Here is a 25,215-nt window from a genome sequence, read left to right as displayed (position 1 = left end):
TCATCTTCCTTTTAATTCCGTATTAAACTAAGAATAGCACATGACAATAAAGAGAGGGGCTACTAATAGCCACTCTCTTCGTTTATTTTACTTGATTAATCCTGCTTCTTTAAATTGCTTGATTGCTGTTTCCTTATATTTCTGCATGTCAAACTTGGTATCCAACGTTTGGAGGAAATTGTCCCAGTTGGAAAGAGGGTCTTTGCCCGTCATAAATTTGACTAAGCTTTCATTAATGAAACGTGAGCGGTCAGTTGCCAAGGAATCGCTAGGGTCTGCAGTCAATAAATTTCCGGGCAACGTTGGCCCCACGTATTTCTGATTGTTCACGAAAGCTTCTGTCGTCTTAGGATTCTGGAAACTGAAATACTCAGCATCATCACCACGGCGCGGCATTCTATAATGATCGACCCATAGGTACTTTTCTTTCATTTCCTTCGATAATTCAGAGGTTTTATTTTTGATCTTGCCGTCCACCAAATCCCAATGAATCCCTTTAATTCCGTATGCAAAATTCGGATATGCTTCTTTGTCCGTAAAGAGATAATTCAGCATGGACAAGATACGAATGATTTTGTCCTTATCCGCTTTCTTGGATATGGCCCATGAATTGCCTTGGAACGATTTTCTCTCTACAATTTGATCACCGTAAGGACCTTTCATTGGAGGAATAACGATCCATTCCGGCACCTCACCGCTGATTTCTTTCATTTTCTGCTGATAATCCGGTTCCAGCCTGCGGGCATCTCTTATCATGAAGCCAACTTTACCCTTAAATAACTTTTGGTCCAACAAATCTGGCGAATTCATCGTCACCCAGTCTGGGTCTACTACATTGGCTGCCATCATTTTATTAATGTAAGCGAGCGCCTCTTTCATTTTGGGATCGATAAATAGGAATACCGGTTTATTATCTATCACTTCAATGGCCGAAGGAGGATTGACGCCAAACATCCACATCAGGCTATCGAAACCGTAGGTTTGCAGATTGCCTTCTTTATTCATACCGCCGATGAAACCGTACGTATCGTTTTTGCCATTACCGTCCGGGTCTTTCTCTGTAAAGGCTTTCATTACTTCAAACAGCTCGTCAGGTGTCGTTGGCACTTCCATATTCAGCTTTTTCAACCAATCGTTACGGATGAAGAAGCTTCGACTGATACCGTTTACATTATCATAACCTGGAACTCCAATCGTTTTTCCTTGATAGGACACCGCCTCCCAAGAGTCGTTGCTAAAACGTTTCTGCAATTCAGGAAATTGATCCAGATAAGGAGTCAAATCCGCAAGAACGCCTTGGTCATAATATTGCGCGAGATCAGACCGACTCTTCAAGAAAAGTAAATCTGGAATATCTCCGCCTGCAATAAGCGTATTTAATTTGGTTGTTGCTTGCCCAGCTTGAGGAATCGTCATATCCAAGTCGATGTTCATTGCCTTTTCCAGCATTTGCCGTTGAATATCTTCATCACGTGGAGGTATCGGAGCGGCAGCGTTGAAAGTACCTTGGTTAAACATCGTGATTTTCATTTTGTTCGCAAACTTGTTATCCGCGGATGGCGAGCTGCTCGAAGCTGTCGGCTTAACTTCTTCTTGTTCCCCGCATCCTGACAATAGCGTTCCCACCCCTACTATAGCAGCCAGAATGGTAAGTGAAATCTTTGTACGTTGCATATTGACCTCTCCTTTGCTTGTATATTATCACGGTTTCCCCGTAACAACCTAGATAAGAATTGCCTTTTAACCTTTTATCGATCCCATGAGCATACCCTTAGTAAAATGTTTTTGCATAAATGGATAAACGATCAGAATCGGGATCGTAGTCACGACCACAGCAGCCATTTGCACAGCGAACTGGCTAACCGTTCCGGAACTGGCAATGGACTCAGCGCTTTGATTTGCGATGTTAAGCAGAATGTTGCGCAAGACAACTTGAAGCGGCATTAAGTTCGAATCATTGATATAAACAATGGCATCGAAATAACTGTTCCAATGCCCCACTGCGTAAAATAAAGAAATCGTGGCAAGGACAGGCATGGACAGGGGTAAAATGATTTTCCATAACGATTGAAGTTCGCTTGCGCCGTCTACTCTCGCCGATTCCTCGATTTCAGCAGGCAATTGCTCGAAAAAGCCTTTAATAATCACCAGATTAAATGCACTAATGAGATGCGGAATAATCAATACCCATGGACTATTTAGCAACCCCAAAGAGCGGACTAACAAATAAGTCGGAATTAGCCCCCCGCTAAACATCATGGTAAACACAATGAATATTAAAAACGGACTGCGTCCCGGCAAATATTTTTTGGATAACGGGTACGCCGCGATTACCGTAAAAAACACATTTAACGCAGTGCCTACAATGGTTCGAAACAACGTAATTTTATACGCCTGACCTATACCATTAGAAATGAATACTTCTTTATAAGCTACAAAGGTAAAGGATTCTGGTATAATAACAATCCCTCTTCTTACCACTTCTGATTCTGGTGTTACCGAAACAGCAACCACATATAAAAAGGGAAGTAAGCAAAGTAGTGATAGCAAAATAAGAATAATATAAACGGTTGCTTGCCATGCCTTTTCCCCGATTGTCAGCTTAATCATATCCCATACCACCTCACCAAATTTGCCCATCGAATTTTTTGGCGAGCTTGTTCGCAGCCAAAACTAAAACAAATCCGATGACAGCTTTAAACAGTCCCACAGCAGTAGCCAAACCAATCTTAAGACGCTCCAGCCCTTCACGGTATACCCATGTGTCGATAATATCGATCTTCTCCTGGTTAAAACTGTTGGCAAACATGAAGATTTGGTCAAAACCAGCGTCCAGGATATGGCTTAATTTGAGGATTAGCATCAGAATAATGACTCCTCGAATGCCGGGTAATGTTACATGCCATAGCTGTCTCCATTTGGAAGCGCCATCCATTCGAGCCGCTTCATATAAGCTTGGATCAATACCTGCTAATGCGGCAAGGTACAGTATCGCTCCCCATCCAATGTCCTTCCATATTTCAGATGAAATGACCAGCAGTCTTCCCCATTCAGGTTCTGTTAGAAAGGAGATGGGTTGAACGCCATTTTCCTTCAAAATCATATTAAAAAGGCCATCTCCCGGGGCTAATAATGCTACCATCAAACCATAAACAATGACCCAAGACAGAAAATGGGGTAAATAAGTGATGGTTTGTACGATTTTCTTAAACCATTGGGTGTGAACTTCATTAAGAAGCAAAGCAAGTACGATGGGAGCCGAGAAACCGAACAAAAGCTTATACAGCGAAATAATAATCGTATTTCTCATGATGTCCCAGAAATAAACGCCGTTAATAAAATCTTTGAAATTTTTCAATCCCACCCATGGGCTATCCCATAGGCCCAAAGCCAGGTTGTAGTTTTTAAAAGCAATAATGATTCCCGCCAAAGGAATGTATTTGAATACGGCAAAATAAATCAATGCCGGGAATAAAAGAGCATACATCACCTTATACTTTTTTATTGACCTTATCCATGAATCCCGCTTTTTGGAGAGGGGAATGGCGTCCGCTGCCAATTTCGCTTGCATATCATCACCTCGTCTTTGTTTATATTTGTATAATAGCATCCTCCTATCTGATAAATTTCTGTGATTTCAAGAATTTCTTATAAGATATTAAGTAAGTGGGGTCTTGGAAAATTCCAATACAATAGGCATGAAAAAACGGACAGAGTGATCGTCGCCGTTTCTAGGCGCTTCACCTTGTCCGTAAATTCAGGTTATAGGAGGAAGAATTCCCGCAGTCCATGTAAAATAAATAGAGCCGCTCTCCATCTAGACAGAGAGCAGCTCTAACAACCCTATTCACATCTATTCAAGCATATTTCGTCCAGCGGCTATTCCCCGGATTCGGACAAGCACGATCTTTATATTTGGCAGCTATACGAACGAAGCAGCCGCAAACGACACATGTCGTGCCATACTGAAATTTCGGACAATCTCTGCATTGCTGCAAACGTTGTTCGTATACATCGTCTGGCACACTGATATCCGTTTGAAACATTGGAGCCGCCAAAATACGATCGATCTGCTCATCAGTAACCCGATAATCATCGCGGCAGCCTTTGCATTGATTTTTGCTGCTCATGGCTAAGGTATCCTATTCCGAAATCAGCTCAAGCATCGTTACAGACATCGGCGAAAGCTTCGCGCTAATCTTCGATCCGGCCACAGTGAATGCTTGATATGCGGTTGGCGCAACAGCTTCTGGGTTTTCGAAAGTGTTGTGAGCATCCTTAATGGCAGCCGTAAGCTCCGTACCAGATACCTTTAGCCCTTCACCTGCCAACCCGCGAAGATCAATCTCCACGTCCGCGCCGGACTGATTGTCCAAATTACACAAGCTTACATGTATGCGGCCATTCGCGTCCTTCGATGCCGATACGGATACTTGCGGGATCTTTTGATCGTTATGCGCATAATCCTGACTATCGATCGATGTTGTAAGAAGCGTTGCATCCTGATGCACCTTGTACATATCAAAAACGTGATACGTTGGTGTCAGCACCATTTTCTCTCCCTCAGTCAAAATGACAGATTGCAGCACATTGATCACCTGAGCAATATTAGCCATTTGTACCCGATCACAATGATCGTGGAAAATATGAAGGGTAATGCCTGCTACAAGAGCATCACGAATCGTGTTCTGCTGATACAGGAATCCTGGGTTTGTTCCAGGCTCTACATCGTACCAAGTACCCCATTCATCAACGATGAGACCAATGCGCTTGCTTGGATCATAACGATCCATAATAGCAGAATGACGTGTAATCAACTCGTCCATAAAGAACGTTTTCTTCAGCGTACTATACCATACATCCTCAGAGAAGCCCGTTGCCGCACCTTTTTCTGTCCAAAACTCACCTGGAATCGTGTAATAGTGCAAGGATATCGCATCCATCATTCTATGTGCTTCCCGCATGACAACGTCCATCCAGCGGTAATCATCTACGTTTGGTCCACAAGCGATTTTATGAATTTTATTCTCGCCATAATTGCGTACATAGGTTTGATATCTACGATATAGATCCGCATAATATTCAGGGCGCATGTTGCCGCCGCAGCCCCAGTTCTCGTTGCCGACGCCAAAATATTTCACGTTCCACGGCTTTTCTCTACCGTTTTCCGTGCGTAATTCTGCCATTGGCGATACACCGTCAAATGTCATGTATTCTACCCACTCAGACATTTCCTGCACGGTGCCGCTGCCCACGTTGCCTGAGATGTAAGGCTCGCATTCAAGCATTTCACACAGCATTAAAAACTCATGCGTGCCAAAATGATTGTTCTCCACAACGCCGCCCCAGTGTGTGTTGATCATTCGCTTGCGTGACTCGCGCGGACCAATGCCATCCTTCCAATGATATTCGTCAGCGAAACAACCGCCCGGCCAACGAAGAACAGGAATTTTCAGCTGTTTAAGCGCCGCGACTATATCATTGCGAATGCCGTTCGTGTTCGGAATAGGAGAATCCTCACCTACCCATATGCCTTCATAAATACAACGTCCCAAATGCTCAGAGAAATGTCCATAAATATTACGATTAATCGTGCCTGCCGCCAAATCGGCGTTAATGGTTATGCGGTTTGCCAAATGAATCGACCTCGCTTCAATATAATAGAATGAATAGACTTGACCGAAGAGTTGGATTAATATATTTATTCATCCATAAACTTATGTATTAATCCTAATCAAATCATAATGGCAGCGGATACATTTTGCAACCCTTCTTATAAAAAAAAAAGCTACCAGCCTTTCGGCTCGGTAGCTTCCTTCTTACTCATTCTCTTTTGGCAGCCATTCTAAAAAATGCTGTATATGCGTGTCCCAATAGCTCCATTCATGACTGCCTGGGCCTTCAACATAAGTTAAAGGATAACTCGCTTGCTCGCACGCATCACGGAAGGCGATATTATCATTGTATAGAAAATCCTCCGTGCCGCAGCATTGATAGAGTAATGGCTTTGCGGAACCCTGCTTAGCACGTTCAGCCACAAGATGCAGCAAATCTTCATTGGTGCCTTTAATATCTTTATCACCATAGATAAGATGGAAAAGCCGCTTCATTTCAGACATATCTGTCCTTTTCACCATATCAACCATATCTAACGCACCAGACAAGCTGCCAGCTGCTGCAAAGCGATCGGGATGCCTTAACGCCCATTTAAATGCGCCATAGCCGCCCATTGATAGACCAGCGACAAAATTATCCTCACGGGCATCCGATAGAGGGAAGAAGGAGCGTGCAACGGCCGGAAGTTCTTCGGTTAGAAACGTCCAATATTTATTACCATATTCCATATCCGTATAAAAGCTTTGATGCACATTTGGCATTACAACCGCAAAACCTTGTTCGGCTACATAACGTTCGATAGAAGTTCTGCGCATCCAAATCGTATCGTCATCGGACAATCCATGCAGTAAATATAACGTTTTATGCAGCTTCTGACTGCTGCGATTATTCATCCCGATTTGCGAGGAAGTCTGCTGCGGCAAAATAACGGTCATCGATGTGCTGAGGCCTAATGCCTCAGAAAAAAAGTTGCAAGTAATGAGTGCCAATCTGCATTCCTCCTATTAATAGCTATGTTTTTATATCGCTTATTCTAGTTATACCTGACATTAGTAATGTAGCATCAATATGAAGCGCTTGCAATCGAAGTTATTCAAATAAGTTATTCTAGCGACCTATACGTTCTAAGGTTAGTTAGTGAACTTTTTTTCAGTCCTTATATGTATAGCGATAGAAAGGTATAATAGAAATCGTCTCGGGATAAAAACAATTTATGGAGGTTGATTACGAATGAAAATGATGCCATTAGAACGTCGTGGAATATCAGACAGTCGTCTAGTGTTAGGCTGCATGGGTTTTGGCGGAAGCTGGGATCTAGCAGATCCGATAACAACCGATCACATCAAGCAGGCAGAAGAAGCGGTAGAAGCCGCACTGTCAATCGGTATAACGATGTATGATCATGCGGACATTTATTCAAGAGGCAAAGCAGAGTCCGTATTCGGACAAGTTCTTAAACAGCAGCCCAAGCTTCGTGAGCAGCTCGTCATTCAATCCAAAGTAGGCATTCAGCTCTCCGATGGGATTTTGCCGGGTCGCTTTAACTTTTCGAAAGAGCATATTTTATCGTCTGTGGATGGCATATTGGAACGGCTTGGCACAGAGTACTTAGATGTTTTGCTGCTTCATCGTCCTGATCCGCTCATGGAGCCTGATGAAATTGCAGAAGCCTTCACGAAGCTGAAGCTGTCTGGTAAAGTTCGCAACTTTGGCGTCTCCAATATGAGCCCTGGGCAAATTCGTTTCTTGCAAAGCGCCCTTCCTGACCCCATTGTCGTTAACCAGCTTGAGCTAAGTCTGCTTCGTCATGACTTTATCGACCAAGGCGTCCATGTCAACCAAAAAGCAGGCTTAAAGGATAATTTTGCTGAAGGTCTTATGGAATTTATGCAAATGGAAAATATTCAAATTCAAGCATGGGGACCGCTGGCGCAGGGGAAATTTTCTGGCAGAGTTTCCGATAACGCAACGGAATCTGAATTGAAAACAGCTGCTCTCGTTAAACAAATAGCTGATGAGAATGGCACCACGCCGGAAGCGATCGTGCTCGCTTGGTTAATGAAGCATCCTGCTCGTATTCAGCCTGTAATTGGCACCATTAATCCTAAGCGTATCGTAGCTTGCAAGGATGCGGCGAAGCAATCGGAACTTATGACCAGGGAGCAATGGTACACGCTTCTAGTAAGCGCAAGAGGCATAAATATGCCTTAATACGCGGGAATACGCGAATTATTAATATTTTTTCATTTAATTCTCATAATTGCCCATAAGCCTTATAAAGCCTAACTTTTCGTTCTCATGAGCGAAAATAGCCGTTTCGCGGATGTGTTATAGTCATAATACATAAAACGAAACGCGGAGGGACAACCTGACAGCATGAGAAAATTAAATCTAATGAAATCGATTGTTAAAGCAGGCATTTGCAGCGCGATCGTCATATCAGCATTCACAATCGGATCTTTTGCACAAAAGGCACATGCAGCGACACCTGAGACCATCGGTCTTATCTCTGTAGGAAAAGAATATATCGGCACTCCTTATAAATTCGGTGCACCTGCTGGCGTTACATACGCTTTTGACTGTTCATCTTTTACTCAATTTTTGTTTAAAGGACTGGACGTTTCCCTTCCTCGCACCTCTGTAGCACAAGCTTCGGTAGGTGAGAAAGTTCCGAAGGGCTCACTTAGCATGGGCGATCTTGTCTTCTTCAAGACAAATGGCAAATCGATTAGCCATGTCGCTATTTACGCAGGCAGTAACAAAATAATTCACAGCGCTACAAGTACAGGCGTTACCGTATCAAACATGAACTCCAGCTATTGGTCCAAGAGCTATGTTACGGCAAGACGCGTCACAAATTAATTTTTATAAATATAGGATTAAGCTGTTATCGCCTCTTGCGATAGCAGCTTTTTTTCTATTTATCGTGATACAATGGGTAGGTTCTAATATATTCTTACCCTTATAGACGGGGTATGAAACATTAAAGTTTCAGCTTGTTCCATCTCTTCCATTCCCCCTATAAGGGCAAGAATTTATTAATAATAGCTTCATTTAGCGAGGCAGGTGTCTTTTCCAGCAGCAGTCGATGGCAATGATCCATATTCCTCATTCATCACTTTCAGCCAGCTCTTCTGGCGGCCCTCTGAGTAAGTGCTATCCTTGCGCTTGCAGGCAATACCCTCCAAATCTGATCTTCTCACAAGATCAAAAATAGCAGCGCCCTCTTTCTCCACGTACAGCATCTTTTTGAAATACGCATTATCCTCCAAAACATATTCCAGCAGCCGCTTGCGCTCAAGCAGCGGTTTTTCCCTTAAATCAAGCCCATTATAATAAAGAATATCAAACACAAAAAATTGGACTGGCTTCGTCCTTTTAGCTTCACGAATACTCGGCTCCTTCTTCAGCCTGTATCGTTCCTGCAATGATTCGTATTCAATAGCCCCCGTATATGGATTTACGTAGGTTACCTCTCCATCTAATAGAATGTCCGCGGGCTCCCTCAACGGAACATTATGTAATTCGGGATATTGCCGCGTAACATCATTAAAATGTCGAGTATATAAAGTCGCCTTGCTTCCCACGAAAGAAAGCTGAAGCCTATGCCCATCTAAAAGAGGTTCAAAAATAAAATTTTCGTCATCAAAAGGTTTATCGTACTCTGTAAAAAGCATGGGTTTCACAAACATTACGGTGCCCCCTTTCCGTTTAACCATCTTAACATGAATTCACTCCAAAAATCGGCGGTAAATTTAGGTGATACTATGAATAAACAGTCACTCGTATTGACATAATAGGGTCAAGAAGGAGGCTGAGAAAAGATGGCAAATCGAACGAATCAACTTCTTATACCCCAAGCTCGTGCAGCACTAGAGCAGCTTAAATATGAAGTAGCACAAGAGCTAGGCATTCAACTTCCGCAAGACGGATATTATGGCAATATGACTACACGCGATATGGGCTCAATCGGCGGCTCAATTACTCGCAGGCTTGTACAAATGGCTGAACAGCAGCTAGCAGGTCGTCGTTAATTTCTACATAAATAAGCGCCAAGAATGCAGAAATGCTTTCTTGGCGCTTATTTATTTGAACGATTATACGATAATGTGTAAATAAATGCTTTTGTCACGAGTGAGAACTTCCCTTCTGCATCAAAAATCGGTAAAATGGGATAGAGGTCGTCCTGTACATAACGCATACAAACAAATTCCATTATGGAAAGGAATATTCTAATATGATTATTCAACCGAAAACACGTGGTTTCATTTGTACGACAGCACATCCAGAAGGCTGCGCACAGCAAGTGCAACGTCAGATTGATTACGTAAACGCACAACCAAGCATTGAAGGCCCACGCAATGTGCTCGTCATCGGCGCTTCAACAGGCTATGGTCTTGCTTCCCGGATCGTTTCTTCTTTTGCAGCAGGCGCTAATACCATTGGTGTTTACTTTGACAAAGCTGCCGAAGGCGCACGCACAGCATCCGCTGGCTGGTATAATTCCGCTGCTTTCGAAGAGGCCGCTGCTGCTGCTGGACGTAAATCCTTCAGCATCGTCGGAGATGCATTCTCCGATGAGATTAAAGCGAAAACAATCGACCTGATTCGTACAGAACTTGGTCAAATTGATCTTGTTGTATACAGCGTCGCATCGCCTCGTCGTACTCATCCAAAAACAGGCGAAACTTTTTCCTCCGTTATTAAGCCGCTTGGCGGCACGTATTCGAACAAAACCGTTAACTTTCATAATGGCGATGTAACGCAAGCTACAATCGATCCGGCAACAGAAGACGAGCTGCGTCAGACGATTGCAGTCATGGGTGGCGAGGACTGGCAGATGTGGATTGATGAGCTTAGTGAGGCAGGTGCACTCGCTGAAGGCGCAACAACCGTTGCTTACTCGTATATCGGACCTGAAATTACACATGCGGTCTATCGTGAAGGTACGATTGGTGCTGCAAAAAACGATCTGGAAGCTACAGCTCATCGTCTAAATGAGCAGCTCAGCACAAATGGCGGCCGTGCATTCGTATCCGTTAATAAAGCGCTGGTAACCCAATCAAGCTCCGCTATTCCCGTTGTGCCGCTATATATTTCCGCCCTATATAAAGTAATGAAGGAAAAAGGCATTCATGAGGGCTGCATTGAGCAAATGTATCGTCTATTCTCTGAGCGTCTATACGGCAAGAATGAAACGCTTGTTGATGAGAAGGGCCTTATCCGCGTCGATGATTGGGAGATGAGACCTGAAATTCAAGCAGAAGTTGCAGACGTATGGGCTAAGTTGTCTACAGAAAATGTATATGACCTTTCGGATCTTGAAGGTTATCGTCGAGAGTTTTTCCAACTGTTCGGCTTCGAGACTGACGGTATTGATTATGAAGCAGACGTTAATCCGGAAGTAAACATTCCTAATCTACGTTAATATTTCCACAAAAAAACCCAATTCGAGCGCTAATCCACTCGAATTGGGTTTTTCATGTTTTGCTGTCTGATGTAGCAATAAAAAAACCCCTTAACCGAGGTTAAGGGGTTTTGATTTAATACTACAGTTTTACAACGTTTTCTGCTTGTGGTCCACGGTTGCCTTGAGTTACGTTGAACTCAACGCGTTGACCTTCGTCAAGCGATTTGAAGCCGTCGCCTTGAATTGCGGAGAAATGTACGAATACGTCATTGCCGCCTTCTACTTCGATAAAGCCGAAGCCTTTCTCTGCGTTAAACCATTTTACTGTACCTTGTTCCATAATTGATTACCTCCAAAAGTATATTAACATGTTTTTTCCAGAAAAACTAAAAATCACACATTGAAAAAGATATCATCATACAAATGACAACCTTTTCAACAAGTGAATTCAAGGTTAAATTTGTTGTTTGTATTGATAATATACCATAGGCGTTTGTAATAAGCAAGTCCACTTTTAAAAAAGATCAAATTCCTTTATTACCCGGGATAACAACAGCTCGGACAGGAAATTATATATCGGGAAGCAACCACTAGCACTCTATTCTAACATTGAGGGGTATGTACATGAGAAGATTTTTCGTTTTAGCCTTACTAATTTTAGCTGTAGGCTGTTCTGCCAATCCAAGGATGGAAAGGATGGAAACCAATAAGCACTCTGCTCTTGGTTATACATCAACGAAAACACCTATTATTACGTCAACTCCACACACAACCCAGACGTCAACTCAACACACAACTCAGGCTTCTTCAATCTCTACACCGTCAGCGAAGTCGCCTACCCTTTCGATGAAGGGCTCACAGTATAATATCCCAGATTGGTTATTTGGCGATGGGGCTAATGGACAGGTTACTCAATATCCATTTCCGACACAGTTTCCTATTCAAAACCCGGCTCAAAGACCAATAACTCAGAATCCTAACACTCAGAATCCAACTAATCCGACTAATCAAAATCCGACTAATCAGAAACCGGTTCAGAATCCAGCTGAGAAAGCTCCATCTTCCTCTGGTCAATTTGAAGAGCAGGTGCTGAAAATCGTCAATTCTGAACGAGCAAAATCAGGTTTGCAGGCTCTCAGCATGAATGAACCTTTATCCAAAATGGCCTTGGTCAAAGCGCAGGATATGATTAACAACAACTACTTTGATCACAATTCACCAACCTATGGTTCTCCCTTCGACATGATGAAACAATACAATATCACTTATAGTTATGCTGGCGAAAACATTGCTAAAGGACAACCGACTCCTCAGCAGGTTATGAATGACTGGATGAACAGTCCAGGGCACCGGGCAAATATTATGAAAAGCAATTTCACTAAAATTGGTATTGGGTATTACAAAGGTGCATGGGTTCAAGAATTTACAGGATAACAGTTACTCCTTTCTAGATTGAAATTGTAACGCTCCTATATAATCAAAAACGAGCAGCCTAACGAAGTTTTCTCGTTGGCTGCTCGCTTTATTATCACCACATGATCCTTATATCATTAAACCGACTCCAGGATCTCGGCTAAAGCGGCAATAAACTGATCATTCTCTTCTGGCATGCCAATCGAAATACGTAAGTGTAGCGGCAAGCCCCATGTTTTACCATGGCGAACGATGATTCCTTTAGCCATCAAACGCATATAGATGGATTCTGATTCCGGCCCAAGCTCGGCTAGCACGAAGTTGGTCATACTCTTTGTGTATTTAATCCCTAGCTCCCGAAATGATGCATACAGCCGTTCTCGCTCTTTGGCGACAAGCGCTTGCGAGCTTGAAACATGCTCCTCATCCCCGATAGCAGCTGCCGCCGCTGTCTGAGCAAGAGCATTTACATTAAACGGCTCTTTCACTTGAAGAATGCTTTGAATAATTTGCTGCGGGGCAGCACCAAATCCTACCCGGATGCCGGCTAGCCCATAAATTTTCGAAAATGTTTTTAACACGATCAGCGGATAACCCGCTCTTACAAATTCCATACCATCTGAATATGGCTCCTCCGAAACGTAGTGGCTGTAAGCAGTATCAAGCATAACTAGAATACGTTTTGGAATCGAATCGATGATATACTTCAAATCTTTTCGAGATACATAAGTTCCTGTTGGATTATTGGGCGAACATAAATAGATGATTTTGGTACGATCAGTCACTGCTGCAACAATAGCTTCTGCATCATATTGAAACGCCTCATTGAGTGGTACAACGACTGTTTTCGCTCCCATCAATTGAGCCCCAAACTCATATTCGCTGAAGGTGGGTCCTGGCACAATAATTTCATCACCCACGTCCAGGAAAGCTTCCGCCACAAGAGTGATGAGCTCATCTCCGCCATTTGTAACGATCACCTGCTCGGTGGGCAGATTATAGTAACTGGCAATGGTTTTCTTCAAAAGTTGAGACTGGTTGTCAGGATATCGATGAAGATCTGCCAATCCCAGTTGAATAGCTTCTATCGCTTTTGGAGATGGTCCAAGCGGATTTTCATTAGAAGCCAGCTTAATTACATGCTGCAGGCCAAATTCACTTTGTACCTCCCATATCGGCTTACCAGGTGAATAGGGCTTCATTACTTCCAAAGCTTTTCGTGCTTGAACTTCAATTTTCTCACTCATAAATGAAATCCATCCTTAGTCTATTTAGTCGCAAACCTTTATTACGATAATACATTAATCCTTTGTCGCAGTAAAGAGTTAATGTGTGATAAGTTTGTGAAAATGCAGAGAGTGAATTCCCACTTCAGCATCGTCCCGAACAAAAAGAAAAGGAGGCACCAGAAATAGGCACCTCCCTCATTTTACATTATGCATAGCTTAATATGTTTGCTGGAATCTCGCTTTGTTCTACTTGTTCTCAGCTAAAAAATCAATCATCGAACGAGCTTGCACCTTGCCTGCTGCAACTGGTTTACTTATCGCTTCCCCGCTCTCGCGCAAGCGGAATTGTACGATCTTGGCGACACCTGGTATCAAATCAAAGAAGTTGTCATTGAACATGCCTTCTCGCTCCGCGGTAATCCATACTTGCTTAGCAAGCACATCCGTCTCCAGTGCGAATGCCGTACCGTTACTGCCTTCAACCTCAGTTATTTGAATAACTGCTGAAGATAGCTTCAGCTCTTTAGCTTTGACGAAATAATACTCCTTGCTGTCAATCAGTTGACCTTCTTGCATCAGCTCTGCATACAATACAACGCTGCTCGCCTCGTAACCAGCCAGCCATTCCTGCTCGTTTATTGAGCTAACAATAGCAGCACTATTTCCTGCTAAGGCAATATGGCTTGTTTCTTGCTTGATAAGAACACCGGCAAAATCATATAGTGAAACCCGAAGCTCACCCTTCAGCGATTCAAGCAAATCCGTTACCGCATGAATATTTACTACTCCATCATCCTTCTTGTCAAAGGACAGCATCGTATCAGCGAAACTTCTCTTCGCATAATACTGCATAGCTTTCCAATTTCCGTAATAATCCATGCCTGCCCAAGAAGCTACCGGCCAACAATCATTCATTTGCCAGTATAGCGTTCCCATGCAATATGGCATGCTGCGTCGATGTGCCTCAATAGCCATCTTCATCGCTTCTGCTTGCAGCACTTGGCTCATATAGAGAAAAGCGGGGAAGTCCTTAGGCTCGCTCATATAAATATCCATGTATTCCTTAATGAGACGATTGCCGTCGCCATTCTTCTGATGCGCACGCATCACTTTTGAATCCAGAGCCAAATCCTGCTCCGTAGCGAATTTCATTACCGTATCGTACTCAGGGAATGACTGGAAGCCGTATTCGCTCATAAAACGGCCGATTTTCAAGTTATAATTCTCGAATGGCTCGACCGCATGCCATACACCCCAGTAATGAACATCGCCCTCAGTAGATAGCGGATGCGCATGCTGGTTAATGTCTCCGGTCAACGAAATAAGCGGTGAGGATGGCCAATATTGTGTTCCTGGCGCATAAGCTGCAACCGCATCAGGTAAAATATCATGGAAAACAGCCTCATAGTCTGCCCAAATGACAGCGCGCTGTTCCGAAGTATATTCTTTTTTCCAGCCCCAGCCGCCCTTCTCGTCATATTGCGCCCAAGCTGAGTCAATCTCGTTATTTCCGCACCATAGGACGATGGAAGGGTGATTGCGCAGACGCTTCACGTTCTCTTCTGCTTCCAGACGTACATTTTCTAGAAATGCCTCATCGCCGGGATACATGCTGCACGCGAACATAAAGTCCTGCCATACCAAGATGCCATACTCATCGCACAGCTCATAAAACACCGACTGCTCGTATATGCCACCGCCCCATACACGAAGCATGTTCATGTTTGATTCAGCTGCCGCAACAATTTCATGTCTGTAGCGCTCATCCGTTACTTCTGTAATGAAGCTGTCATTTGGAATATGGTTCGCACCTTTCGCAAATACAGGAACGCCGTTAAGTTCAAAGTAAAACGATGCGCCTACCTCATCCTTGTCACGCACCAACCGAATGGAACGCAGGCCAGTACGAACAGATTTGGCAGCAATCAGCTCTTCATCCTTGCATAGCTCTGCTGTAAATGTATATAGATGAGCATCGCCGAGCCCTCTGCTCCACCAAAGCTTCGGATTCTCGATGGCAATAGGCACTTGAATCACATGGATGCCTTGCTTCAAGTGAGCAGCCTGCTCCCAAGTCTGGCCGCCTGCACTTAGCTTCACTAAGCCGCTCCATTCATGCTCGGACTCTATCTCAACATCTATGGTTAAGCTGGCTTTCGAAGCATTTACCTGATCCTGCTTCACATACACGTCGGTAATTTTACTGTCTGACCAGCCTTCTAGTCTAGCCTCGCGCCATATCCCGCTTGTAACGAATCGCGGACCCCAATCCCATCCATAATGATAAGGCGCTTTTCGTGCAAAAATACTAATCTTCTGAGCACCTAGTCCACCAAGCTCTGATTGATCATTGCTAGCAGGCAGATTATAGCCAAGCTTCTCGATCTTCGGCAAATCCTCTTGGACTGGAGAGCGGAATTTGATCAACAATACATTATCCTTAGCATTCACCATAGGCTTTACATTAGCTTTCCACGTTCTAAACATATTGTCAGCTGACAATACATGATTACCATTCACATAAACATCAGCGTACGTATCTAAGCCGTCAAATACCAGTTCTAAGGAAGATGTTTGGAACAATTGATCGTCTACGTCAAAATGCGTTTCATATTCCCAATCTATTTTGTCAATCCATTGCAAATCATGCTCATTCGTTTTGTAGAAAGGATCTTGAATGATGCCATTCCGCAGCAAATCCGTATGAACGCAGCCTGGAACGTTGGCTTCCATCCACTCTGTCTCCTGACAAGCTTTGAATTTCCAATTACTTAGCACTAGTTGTGTTTCTCTCATTTTGTCCTCCTAAGAATATGTGTCTTCCTTCAGCATAAGTACCTTTTGTTATTTATTATCCGTTATTTGTTATCCATTTTTGCATAACGAATATAACACCAAAAACAAATCGGGTCAATTATTTCTTATTTGTTATTTTATCGATCCAGTATCCGCATGTAGTTTAGTCTTTATTGCTTGTATCCCCTTGAAAAAACAGTTATATTTATCTACATAACAAAATAACAAATAGATATTACTTCTTTAAATATAGATGGCTTGGCAAACTAACTAATTAAGGTAGGATGAAATTTATGCGTCGTAAGGTAACTATTCAATCAATTGCCGATTATACAGGGCTGTCAAAATTCGCAGTATCACGGGGGTTGTCTGGTAAATCGGGAGTCAGTCCACAAACAAGAGAAGTGATATTAAGAGCTGCAGGGCAGCTTGGTTATTTCAAGGACTCTCAGATGGCTCCTGCTTCAACTGAACTGATCGATACTGAATCACGAAGCTGGTCTGGAACCGTTCTTGTGCTTTTCCCAAATGTTCGTTACCAAAATACTGATTCCTTATATTGGGGTCCAATATTTAACGGCATATCTACAAGGCTAAACCAAAAGGGCATCAACATCCTAACTTTAACGGAGCCTAACGATGACTCCATGTTTTCACTTTTAAACCCAGAGGCTATCATGGGCATTATTACAGTAGGCACGATTTCAACCTCTGTATTACTTGATATTAAACGGCTCGGCATTCCCGTTGTGATGGTCGATCATTACGATCAAAACTTCCACTGCGACTCTATTTTCACAGATAACTTATCCAGCATGAGAGAGATAATGAACTCACTCATTACAAAAGGGTACAAAAGCTATCAATTTTTAGGCAATATTAGAGATGCACATAGCTTCTACGAACGTTTCCTTGGCTTCCGCTCTGCCCTTGAGGACAACGATATCGAATTAAAACAAGTCCCTTCCTTAATAGGACCGGAAATAGAAAACTTTCATGAAACATTCAAAGCTGCGATTGAGGAGCATGGCTTACCTGAAGTATTTGTTTGCGCCAATGATATATTTGCCTATTTTGCTCTGGATACATTGAGGAAAATGGGCATGTATATTCCAGAAACCCTTGTTTTTACCGGCTTCGACAACACGCATCCACAAATTCCTTTTTTGGCTACCGTTAATGTGGATAAGGAGCTGCTAGGCAAACGTGCTGTTGATCAGATGCTTTGGAGAATTCTCAATGCAACGACGAGCTACGAAAAAACACTTATTCAAGCTGAGATTATTTTCAGTACTTAATGAATAACACAAAAAGGAGGATGGCCATAGCGGTCATCCTCCTTTTTGTATTACTTCGTATAAGAATCCGTTCGAAACGGCGATGTGGGAAACCCTGCTTTATTTTACAAACTAATCGTCGGAGAATCGCTCCATCCATTCGACTAAAGTCTAGGTAAACAATTAGACCAATGACTGATTTGATACAATGCGGATTCCATTAAAGTGAAGAGGAAATAAATTACATATTACTTGAAAGGATGGAAATCATTTATGTTGGTGCATCAACCAAGAATGAAAAGAAGAAAAGCATGGGCTCCTGCTCTGCTAGCAACTGTGGTCGCCCTTTCCTTGATCTCGTTTCCTGAACGAAGAGCTGAAGCAGCAGACACAACAGGACCAAAGGACGCCAAAGAAGTCGAGGCTTTTGTCGATGAGTTTTTTAAACGTCCGGATATAAAGAACTCGCTCGCTGGCAGCGCAGTTGTTGTAGTAGGCGGTGACAAGGTGCTGCTGAACAAAGGATATGGTTATGCCGATGTTGAGAGCAAGCAGCCCGTTGAACCTGACAAAACAATGTTTCGAATGGCATCGATCTCGAAAGTATTTACAGCAACTGCAGTCATGCAGCTCGTTGAAGAAGGCAAGATCGATTTGGACCAGGATGTAAGCAGCTATTTGGGAGGTCTGACGATACCCAATGAAATTGGCAGCAAACTGACGATGCGGCATTTGTTGACTCACACAACTGGTTTCGACAAAACAGATGTCCTGACTGCTCCAGATGCGACCCGAACAGACTATCCGCTTGAGCAATACTTAAAAGATAATTTGCCTACCATCGTGCGTAAGCCGGGAGCGGCTTACCGCTATGACAATTTAGCTTCCAATTTTCAAGGTTTAATCGTGCAAAATGTGACTGGTAAGCCTTTCGAGGAAGTGATAGATGAGCGGATATTACAACCGCTGCAGATGACAAATAGTGATTTCCGTATGACGGATAAAGTGTTGCAGCAGCTAGCGACCGGATATAAACAATTAAATGAGCCATACCCAGATTACCAGATCACGCCTACAATAGCGCCTGACGGAGGCATGTTCGCAACGAGCACAGATATGAGTAAATTTATGCTCGCTCAATTGAATGGCGGCAAGCTTGGCGAAAAACGTATTTTGCAGGCAGATACAGTCAAGGAGATGCAGCGGGTACAGGTTGGCATTCATCCGGAGCTGCCAAATATGACACTCGGTTTTGAAATGTTTTTTCAAGACAAATTCAATGGGGAGTTTGTCATTGGTAAAGGCGGCGATCTCGAGGGTTACCATTCTTGGATGTGGCTGCTGCCTGAGCATAAGGTAGGTGGATTTGTAGTAACCAACAGCGATGCTAGCAATATACGTGAACAATTATTTGCCGCATTTATGGATCATTATTACCCTAAACAAGCGAATGAACGACCTGCAATAACGCTTACTCAATCGCAATTGGCAAAATTTGAGGGCAGCTTCCGATATTTGCGTGCTCCGCTTGTTTATTTCAAAGTGAAGGCGGAAGATGGTTATTTGTCCATTGTCGGGCCCAATAGCACTCGAAAACTAAAGCCGGTTGGCGAGCTGCTCTTCCAAGATGAAGATGGAAAGCTTGGAGCATTCAAAGTGAATGACGCCGGTGTCATCTCTTACTTTTATTATTTGATGCCTGATGCTTGGACAGAACGGATACCCCCACTACCCGATTATTCAGATATACAACGTAATCATCCTTATGCAGATGACATCTATACTTTACGAGACTTAGGCGGCGTACTGGATCAGATATCTTCCCAGTTCTCGCCGGAGCGTACGACTACCCGTGCTGAATTCGCAGCGCAGCTTATACGTTTAGCTGGCATCTCAAAATCAAAACGTCCTTCAAATTTCATCGACGTCAAAGCTCATTCATACGAATCTGAGATTCAGACATTGGTAGAGATTCAAGTCCTTAACGGTACTTCAGCTCACAACTTCGAACCGGATCGGACCATTACAAGGGAAGAAGCTGCTGTCATTGTATACCGCTTATCACAATATCTTGGCTTCCCTCCAATTCCCGCGAAACTGAGCGGTCAAACCTCACCTTGGGCTGATGAGGCCGTTCAATTCATCGTTGGAGCAAGCCTGCATGGCCCTGAAGTGAAAACGACCGAAGCCGGGGCTGATTTCCGTTCAAGAGATCCGCTGCTTCATAAAGAAGCTGCCCCGATTTTAGTTAAATTCGCCAAGTTGTTTACGTTAGGATCAGGTATTTAATTGAGAAAGAGACTGTCCGAGCCGTCTTCATGAAGACGGCGAGACAGTCTCTTTTTTAAAAAACCTTATTATAGATGGATTCGTGAGTATGTTTTTATGGGGCAAGCTCGTCGCTGTTCATAAACGTTTGCAGATCTTGATCTGCCTTCGATTGGTTGCAGGCATTGCAAGCACAGACACAATTATCTGGCGTCGTATGCCCGCCCTTAGCACGTGGAAGCATATGATCGATCGTATCTCCAAATTCACCGCAAAAATAACAAATGTGATTGTCCCGCTCCAAAATGAAGCGCCGAAATTCCTTATTACTGAACAATCGGCGTATCGTATAACGATTGACGATAACCGCAGCATGCTCCTTCACCAGCGTTATCGCCAGCTCCGGCTCAATTTCTTGATACCAGCGCCGTCCCTTATCGGTCTTGCCCCTCATCCAAATCGTTCCTTGGCGAGTAGGTTTTAGAACTGCAGGATCATTTGGCAATGAAATCGAAGACATCGGTGGAACTGGTATCGGCTTAATGGGGTGAGCTTTTCTTCGTGTTGCTTTATAGTCATTAGCTGGAACAGCAGGCAGTGAATCTGAAGCCTCTTTCGTTAGCCTGCAAGCTCGGCAAGCACCCCGCCGCGCTCCAGCGCCAGCTCGTTTGCCTGTGCGTCGCAGAAATTGGGAGAGCGGTTTCGTTTCCTTGCAACTGGCGCATTGTTTGGTAGCAAGAGGTTCTGTATCATCCATCATTTTTTCCGGAGCATATCCTTATCCATGCAGCCGAATTCGTCCCCTCATTTTTTTATACTATTGTAGCATTAATATGTGTCCGAGGGGAAAATGGATCATAAGCCTATGATTCCAACAAGCCGTATTTCCTCTTGAAGCGTTGCAAAATAGCTATCCAGCTGCTGCCAAACACAGCGAGAAAAAACACATTGGACAGCGCATGCGCAAGATCAAAATAAAAGCTTTGTATATACGCAATAAAGATCAAATTCCAGCTCATCGCGTCCGGCAGTCCGATTAGAAACCAAATATTCATGATCCAGCCGAATAAGAATCCCCATACAAAACCAAATATTAGTAAGCCGGTCTTCGTTTTGATAAGCCATGTATGTCGCAGCCATCCAGCACTAGCCCCGATCATCCCCCAGCAAAACATTTGCCACGGCGTCCATGGGCCTTGCCCAAGAAAAATATTCGATACGACAGCAGCTATCGCTCCGATAATGAAACCCGATTCTGCTCCAAACACAATTGCAGCAATAATGATGACGAAGGATGTGGGCTGAACACTCGGTAGTGGCGCAAACGGCACGCGGCTAACCGCAGCAATTGCGGCAAGCACCGCAAGGATAACGATCTCGCGTGCTTCGATCTTCCGTCTCTCGAACCGGGCAAAAAAAGGAATCATCGTTACAAAGAGCAGCACGATGCTCAGCATCAAATAATGCTCATCGGTAATCGCAGAGGATAATGCCATAGCTGCGATAAAAAGTCCAATGCTGGCTATAAACCAGAGCTTTATTTTGCCCATTGTTCAATCACATCCTCTGTCGTCAACGCTTCTGGCAGCCATTCCCGCACCGTACGATTGATTGCTGTTGTGTAAAAATAATTGGTACCAAAAAATTGAGCCGGAGCCGCTTCAGCGGATATCGCTCCATCAAACAGCATGGCGCAGCGCGTTGCATGCTCAGCAGCAAATTCAATATCGTGTGTGACCATCACAATTGTTTTGCCTGCACGGCATAACTGCTGCAGCAGCTCCGCTGTTCGCTGCTTGGCTATGGGATCAAGCCCCTTTGTCGGCTCATCCAAGCATAGAACGTCCGGATCGCCGAGCAGTACTAACGCAAGCGCTGCTCTCTGCTGCTCGCCCCCACTCAAATCATAAGGGTGCTTCGGCAAAATAGAGGAAATCTGCAGTGAATCCACGACTTGGGCTATTTTCCGTTCCCGATCTTCGAGTTTGGCGTAATCTGCCATTCGCTGAAGCTCCTCTTCAACCGTATCATAGCTAAAATAAAGCAGTGGATTTTGCGCCAAGTAACCTACTTTAATATGTTTATCCCGCTTCAGCCTGCCGCGCTGCGGCTTTAATAATCCGGCCATCATTTGCAGCATCGTCGTTTTTCCAGCTCCGTTGCCGCCAAGCACAGCCAAAAATTCATGTTTATACACGTTAAGCGACAGCTTCTTCAACACTTCTGAACTCGCTTTTTCGTATTTGAACGTCAATTCATCACAGGCTAACAGCCATTCCTTCTTTTCAAGTTGACTGCTTTCGCTGCTGCCTGATTGATTTGAGCGTTTCGCATGTATGCCGAAGGTACCTGTGAGCCACTGTTTCCCTTCACGTACGGTAAGCGGAATTTGATTTGCTTCTGGCATAATCCCTGCCATCTGGGCAGATAGAAACAGCTTCGTAACGGAAGGCAGGTAAGGCAAGTCTTTTTGCGCTGCATCAGATCCAACCAATCGGCATAGCTCTCTCGGCGGCGCGTCGTATTTCACTTTGCCTTCCTCCAACATGACGATTCGGTCTGCAAGTGGAATAACATCCTCTAGCCGATGCTCGCTTATGATGACCGTCATAGACATCTCTTGATTCAGACGATAGATGAATTGCAAAAAATCCCGCGCCGCAACCGGATCGAGCTGAGAGGTCGGCTCATCGAGTAGGAGCAGCTTTGGCTGCAGCAGCAGCACTGACGCAAGATTAATCAGCTGTTTTTGGCCTCCCGATATTTCATGAACGGACTTGTTAATCAGCTCATCCAGCCCAAAAAAATGGCTCATCTCGGCTAGTCGTTTACGCATTACAGCTTGCCCATAACCGACATTTTCCATGGAAAAAGCCAGTTCATGCCATACCTGATCCATCACGATTTGATTTTCAGGGTTTTGAAATACCATGCCGATTTGCTCCGCAGCCTCAACTGCAGGCAATTCCTCGAGTGGTATGCCATTGTACTTAATGGTGCCTAAGCGTTTACCGGTTGGCTGCGTTTCTTTTTTTAAGTGCCGAAGAAGCGTCGTTTTCCCGCAGCCAGATGCTCCACATAGGACGACGAAATCTCCTTGCTTGACGTTTAATGTAATGTTATCGAGTGCTGCAACCGTTGATTCCGGATAATGGAACGTCAATTGATCAGCCTGAATTACTTCCATGACCTTCTCTCCATTTCTTCAAGTGCGACTGGTGTTAGTAGAAAGGCGCAATAACCGGCGAATGCAATGCCTTCTCCCGGGTGAAACTGCAACGTTTCCAGACGCGGATAAATAACAAGCACACCAAACCCCTGCATCCAGCCCCAGATGCAGACAAGCGCCATTGCTCCCAAGAACATAAGAACGTACCAATCTCTTCGATCCATGCGATAAATAACATAAGAGCTTCGTTTAGCTGCGCCATATCCTCTTGCCTTCATCGAATCTGCGGTCTGAAGTGCCTCCTCCAAGGACCAGGTCAACAGCACTCGAACGAGCAGCATGCCGTCCCTACTCCGCTTCCTCAAACTGCCCTCACGTATCGAAACCCCTTTTGTCCGTTGAATCGTAGTAATTTGATCCAGTCTCCGCAAAAAAAGCGGTACGAAGCGGATCGACATCGAGGTCAATAGTGCTGTCCGCGGCGCGACTCGTGAAAATAAATACATCCATTTCTCCGTTGTTACAATCTGCTGAAACGATACAAAGGCAAGTAAAATACACAATAAAGAGAGCATCATCGTAACACCATATAGAATCGCTTCCAGCGTTATCGGCTGGTCCATGAAATAAAATAAAATATGACGCCCACGGTGAGAAAATAGCGGATTAAGAATAGCGACTAAACCGCCCATTAGAATATAATAAGGAAGCAGCTTAAGCAGCCGCTTCCCTTCGCCATGAATGACAATAATAACCGTAATCGCAACAAGCGAAGTCACTAAGAAAGCAGGATGAAATAATAACATGCTGAATGAAATGACACCTGCATAATAGCTAAAGCTAGTCACGGGATGTACAGAACCGAACGCACTATTCATCGTATTTTGCCCCTATATCCTCGCCAAGATCAGTTGTATACAGCCATTCAATGACATCGCCTTCATTGACCTTGAAAGACCCGGCACCTTTGTTAGGAAACTCGCCGTTCACTCGGTACATCCAGCCGCTCTTCGCGCCAAAATCGAATTCATAAATATTATCGATGCCTTCGATATAAGCACCGCCTTTAACGCCTCTGTATTCCATTTGTATTTTGTTTTTTCTAGTAATTTTCTTCAATACTTCAAGAACGGTATCGTCCTTCTTGATCTCAACAGTTGTTGGAGCGAGAACCGTTCCCGTCTCTTCGTCTGCGACAATTGAAATAGTAACCGTCTGCGCAGGCTGCGGCGTAGCAACAGGCGTGACAGGCTTCGTATTGACCGTCTCGTCCGTTTTGTTAGGCTTTGCTGTAGGCTTCGTTTTCTGCTCATCCAATTTCGGCACATTTGTCTGCTTCGGCTTCGGAGAAGGGGTTGCTTGTTTATCACCAGCGTTGTCCGTTGGCTTGTCTTTATCCTGATCTTTATCTTTGCTTGGTGACTGCGTTGCCTCTGGCGTCTCCGATGGAGCTGCACTAGAGGGCTGCTCGTCACCGACATTATCCGTTTCTTGTCCCTCTTGTCCTTCGTTGCTGGCTTGCACTTGATTGCTGTCTTCCACATGATTTGCCTTAGAATTAACGCTTTGTTCCGAATTGGCACAGCCGGCTAATAAACCAATAACCAACAATAGGATTAAAAAGCTAGGTAACCATCTCTTGCAACTCTTTGCCATCGTCTCTTTTCTACTCCTTTTTTTCTCATTCACAAAAATCTTTACAATAAAAAAAGACCCCCTTCTATTAGGGGATCTGCATGTCGAATGAAAGAATAGCAACCGTATATAACTAAAATATATGATGCGTCCTGCAAAACGATTACGCCTCCACATTCTTACCCCCGAAGAATGAGAAACAAAACAAAAAAGGCAGGTTTCCTGGCTCGTGCGTCAACGCGTTTCTCAAACCTTCCCATCCTATGAACAGACAGTGGCATTTTGCAGAGAAACACTCTTCACATACAGTGGCGGGACCGCGCCGGCATTGTACCGGACTTCCCTATTAAGCAAACAAAAGCATGCTTTTGTTTGCACCTTCTTTATTCAATTATGCGATTA

General features: G+C 44.0%; 22 protein-coding genes and 1 riboswitch. Of the genes, 7 read left to right on the top strand and 15 right to left on the bottom strand.

What is annotated here, in order from left to right; genetic code table 11:
* Nucleotides 1-87: 87 nt before the first annotated feature.
* From AC787_RS06580 to AC787_RS06555, 6 genes are all read right to left on the bottom strand, one after another.
* A complete protein-coding gene (locus AC787_RS06580) occupies nt 88-1,674 on the bottom strand; it encodes an extracellular solute-binding protein (RefSeq protein ID WP_054024045.1) in 1,587 nt (528 codons plus the stop codon).
* A gap of 66 nt (nt 1,675-1,740) precedes the next feature.
* A complete protein-coding gene (locus AC787_RS06575; RefSeq protein WP_054024044.1) occupies nt 1,741-2,610 on the bottom strand; it encodes a carbohydrate ABC transporter permease in 870 nt (289 codons plus the stop codon).
* A gap of 13 nt (nt 2,611-2,623) precedes the next feature.
* Nucleotides 2,624-3,571, bottom strand: a complete 948-nt coding sequence (locus AC787_RS06570) for an ABC transporter permease (protein ID WP_054026939.1) — start codon at nt 3,569-3,571, stop codon at nt 2,624-2,626.
* 286 nt (nt 3,572-3,857) lie between these two features.
* Nucleotides 3,858-4,130, bottom strand: a complete 273-nt coding sequence (locus tag AC787_RS06565; protein ID WP_054024043.1) for a DUF6171 family protein — start codon at nt 4,128-4,130, stop codon at nt 3,858-3,860.
* A 12-nt stretch (nt 4,131-4,142) separates the two neighbouring features.
* The gene (locus AC787_RS06560) at nt 4,143-5,636 is read right to left on the bottom strand and encodes an alpha-N-arabinofuranosidase (RefSeq protein WP_054024042.1); all 1,494 of its coding nucleotides are present in this window, start codon (nt 5,634-5,636) and stop codon (nt 4,143-4,145) included.
* A gap of 183 nt (nt 5,637-5,819) precedes the next feature.
* Nucleotides 5,820-6,605, bottom strand: a complete 786-nt coding sequence (locus tag AC787_RS06555; RefSeq protein ID WP_054024041.1) for an alpha/beta hydrolase — start codon at nt 6,603-6,605, stop codon at nt 5,820-5,822.
* 241 nt (nt 6,606-6,846) lie between these two features.
* Here AC787_RS06555 and AC787_RS06550 point away from each other — a divergent pair, with 241 nt between their 5' ends.
* Both AC787_RS06550 and AC787_RS06545 read left to right on the top strand, forming a co-directional pair.
* Nucleotides 6,847-7,827: an aldo/keto reductase gene (locus tag AC787_RS06550; RefSeq protein WP_054024040.1), complete on the top strand. Its 981-nt coding sequence runs from the start codon at nt 6,847-6,849 to the stop codon at nt 7,825-7,827.
* Nucleotides 7,828-7,992: 165 nt separating this feature from the next.
* Entirely contained in the window at nt 7,993-8,478 is a 486-nt protein-coding gene (locus tag AC787_RS06545; protein WP_054024039.1) for a C40 family peptidase, read from the top strand.
* A gap of 188 nt (nt 8,479-8,666) precedes the next feature.
* On the opposite strand, the gene AC787_RS06540 is transcribed toward AC787_RS06545, so the two are convergent.
* Nucleotides 8,667-9,308, bottom strand: coding sequence for a hypothetical protein (locus AC787_RS06540; protein WP_054024038.1), 642 nt, complete (start codon nt 9,306-9,308; stop codon nt 8,667-8,669).
* A 132-nt stretch (nt 9,309-9,440) separates the two neighbouring features.
* Between AC787_RS06540 and AC787_RS06535 the strand changes: the two genes are divergently transcribed.
* Together AC787_RS06535 and fabV are read left to right on the top strand one after the other, a co-directional pair.
* Entirely contained in the window at nt 9,441-9,650 is a 210-nt protein-coding gene (locus tag AC787_RS06535) for an alpha/beta-type small acid-soluble spore protein (RefSeq protein WP_054024037.1), read from the top strand.
* 203 nt (nt 9,651-9,853) lie between these two features.
* Nucleotides 9,854-11,044, top strand: a complete 1,191-nt coding sequence (gene fabV / locus AC787_RS06530; protein ID WP_054024036.1) for an enoyl-ACP reductase FabV — start codon at nt 9,854-9,856, stop codon at nt 11,042-11,044.
* Between the two features lie 121 nt (nt 11,045-11,165).
* Here fabV and AC787_RS06525 read toward each other — a convergent pair whose 3' ends face one another.
* Complete coding sequence (locus AC787_RS06525) at nt 11,166-11,366, bottom strand: cold-shock protein (RefSeq protein ID WP_054024035.1); 201 nt, start codon at nt 11,364-11,366, stop codon at nt 11,166-11,168.
* A gap of 356 nt (nt 11,367-11,722) precedes the next feature.
* Between AC787_RS06525 and AC787_RS06520 the strand changes: the two genes are divergently transcribed.
* Nucleotides 11,723-12,460 (top strand): CAP domain-containing protein, encoded by a 738-nt coding sequence (locus tag AC787_RS06520; RefSeq protein WP_235560918.1) that lies wholly within the window; start codon nt 11,723-11,725, stop codon nt 12,458-12,460.
* A gap of 116 nt (nt 12,461-12,576) precedes the next feature.
* Here AC787_RS06520 and hisC read toward each other — a convergent pair whose 3' ends face one another.
* Nucleotides 12,577-13,686: a histidinol-phosphate transaminase gene (hisC, locus tag AC787_RS06515; protein ID WP_054024033.1), complete on the bottom strand. Its 1,110-nt coding sequence runs from the start codon at nt 13,684-13,686 to the stop codon at nt 12,577-12,579.
* 228 nt (nt 13,687-13,914) lie between these two features.
* Nucleotides 13,915-16,464 (bottom strand): beta-mannosidase, encoded by a 2,550-nt coding sequence (locus AC787_RS06510; RefSeq protein WP_054024032.1) that lies wholly within the window; start codon nt 16,462-16,464, stop codon nt 13,915-13,917.
* A gap of 293 nt (nt 16,465-16,757) precedes the next feature.
* Between AC787_RS06510 and AC787_RS06505 the strand changes: the two genes are divergently transcribed.
* Nucleotides 16,758-17,762 carry a LacI family DNA-binding transcriptional regulator gene (locus tag AC787_RS06505; protein ID WP_054024031.1) on the top strand — a complete coding sequence of 335 codons (1,005 nt, stop codon included), beginning with the start codon at nt 16,758-16,760 and terminating at the stop codon, nt 17,760-17,762.
* A gap of 252 nt (nt 17,763-18,014) precedes the next feature.
* Nucleotides 18,015-20,030 carry a serine hydrolase gene (locus AC787_RS06500; protein WP_054024030.1) on the top strand — a complete coding sequence of 672 codons (2,016 nt, stop codon included), beginning with the start codon at nt 18,015-18,017 and terminating at the stop codon, nt 20,028-20,030.
* Nucleotides 20,031-20,124: 94 nt separating this feature from the next.
* On the opposite strand, the gene AC787_RS06495 is transcribed toward AC787_RS06500, so the two are convergent.
* The 5 genes from AC787_RS06495 to AC787_RS06475 all read right to left on the bottom strand — a co-directional run bounded on the left by AC787_RS06495 (nt 20,125) and on the right by AC787_RS06475 (nt 24,834).
* The gene (locus AC787_RS06495; RefSeq protein ID WP_054024029.1) at nt 20,125-20,769 is read right to left on the bottom strand and encodes an HNH endonuclease; all 645 of its coding nucleotides are present in this window, start codon (nt 20,767-20,769) and stop codon (nt 20,125-20,127) included.
* A gap of 103 nt (nt 20,770-20,872) precedes the next feature.
* Nucleotides 20,873-21,559: an ECF transporter S component gene (locus AC787_RS06490; RefSeq protein ID WP_054024028.1), complete on the bottom strand. Its 687-nt coding sequence runs from the start codon at nt 21,557-21,559 to the stop codon at nt 20,873-20,875.
* Nucleotides 21,547-23,196, bottom strand: a complete 1,650-nt coding sequence (locus AC787_RS06485; RefSeq protein ID WP_054024027.1) for an ABC transporter ATP-binding protein — start codon at nt 23,194-23,196, stop codon at nt 21,547-21,549. Before AC787_RS06485 ends, AC787_RS06490 begins: the two co-directional genes overlap by 13 nt.
* Nucleotides 23,187-24,056, bottom strand: coding sequence for an energy-coupling factor transporter transmembrane component T (locus AC787_RS06480; RefSeq protein WP_054024026.1), 870 nt, complete (start codon nt 24,054-24,056; stop codon nt 23,187-23,189). Before AC787_RS06480 ends, AC787_RS06485 begins: the two co-directional genes overlap by 10 nt.
* Nucleotides 24,049-24,834 (bottom strand): DUF4430 domain-containing protein, encoded by a 786-nt coding sequence (locus AC787_RS06475; protein WP_054024025.1) that lies wholly within the window; start codon nt 24,832-24,834, stop codon nt 24,049-24,051. The genes AC787_RS06480 and AC787_RS06475 overlap by 8 nt, the downstream gene beginning before the upstream one ends.
* Nucleotides 24,835-25,007: 173 nt before the next feature.
* Nucleotides 25,008-25,210: riboswitch (cobalamin riboswitch) on the bottom strand.
* Between the last annotated feature and the right edge of the window lie 5 nt (nt 25,211-25,215).

It is taken from the genome of Bacillus sp. FJAT-28004, assembly GCF_001280845.1.
Taxonomy (GTDB): Bacteria; Bacillota; Bacilli; order Paenibacillales; family Paenibacillaceae; genus Pristimantibacillus.
This window is presented reverse-complemented; position numbering and strand designations above follow the sequence as displayed.